This is a genomic window from Pseudomonas sp. P5_B2 (assembly GCF_056400445.1).
Map to the genome: position 1 here is coordinate 1 of NZ_JBFULH010001102.1, position 1,008 is coordinate 1,008.

Below are 1,008 nucleotides of genomic sequence, written 5' to 3' on the forward strand. Positions count from 1 at the left end.
GCAGCAACTGGCGCTGGAGCATGCACTGCATAAAACGCGGATGCAGTGTCAACTCGATGAAGTCCACATAGCGCTGGGTATTTTTTATTAACACCCGTGTTTTCAACTGACTGGCGTGTTGACGAATCAGCGCCAGTATCGCGCTCCGATGTTTCATCACTTCATCATAAGCCAGCTCGAAACCTTCAACGACCTCGTCCTGGTAGTCTTCCAGCGAACGGGGCACATCGTTGAAAACCGGAAGGTGTCGGGCAACCGCTGTCTTTTGGATGCTGATCCGCTTCAAGTGATAGAAACCTTGTTCACGAACCAGGCGCTGGACACTTGTGGTGAAGTGCTTTTGTCGGGTCAGACCGCTGAAGTCGTTTTCAGAACCAGGTGAATACGGAACAAAACCCGTCGCGAATATCGACTGACCGTTGAGCTTCAAGGTTTTGAACAACGCACTCGTGCCGGGAAGGTCACCCTTGAGATCAATTATGGGGGCTGTGAACAGGCACTCCAGATCAATCAAGACGGGACTGCTGCCGCACGCGATGATGTTCTCGTAGTGAAAATCCATGCCATTGAGGGCGTGGACTATCGCAATCTGCGCTCCTGCCCTCCGATAGAACAACGCCACGTCACTCGGCTTTTCACAGGGCTGGTTCTCGACTTTTTCGAGCCAGCAATGATCATCTCTGCAAATCAGCGACGGGGTATATGCAGAGAAGCACTCGTCACGGTTGCTCTCGTGCAACAGCCTCAGCAACGCGCCATAGAACGTCGCTTCGCGGTTGCTTCTTGGTTTGTAGACCAAGGTAGTGCCCGCGATCTGAACAGCACAGACCGTTTCGCCGTTTGCATGGGGATCGCCCCAGCCGAGATCGATCGAGTCGATTCGTCGACCTCTCAGTGCGAACAGCTGAACCAGAGCATCGGTATCCTCTGCAAAATGGGAGATGACTTTGTACAAGTAGGCCGATGTGCTTTCCATCTGCTGGATCAGCATCACAGTCAATACCGGGT

At 52.9% G+C, this 1,008-nt stretch carries 1 protein-coding gene; it reads right to left on the reverse strand.

Annotation, left to right across the window (positions count from 1 at the left end; translation table 11 throughout):
• The coding region (locus AC1DRJ_RS29470) for a DUF4135 domain-containing protein (protein WP_477805228.1) at positions 1-991 on the reverse strand (991 nt) is incomplete at its 3' end.
• Positions 992-1,008: the final 17 nt, after the last annotated feature.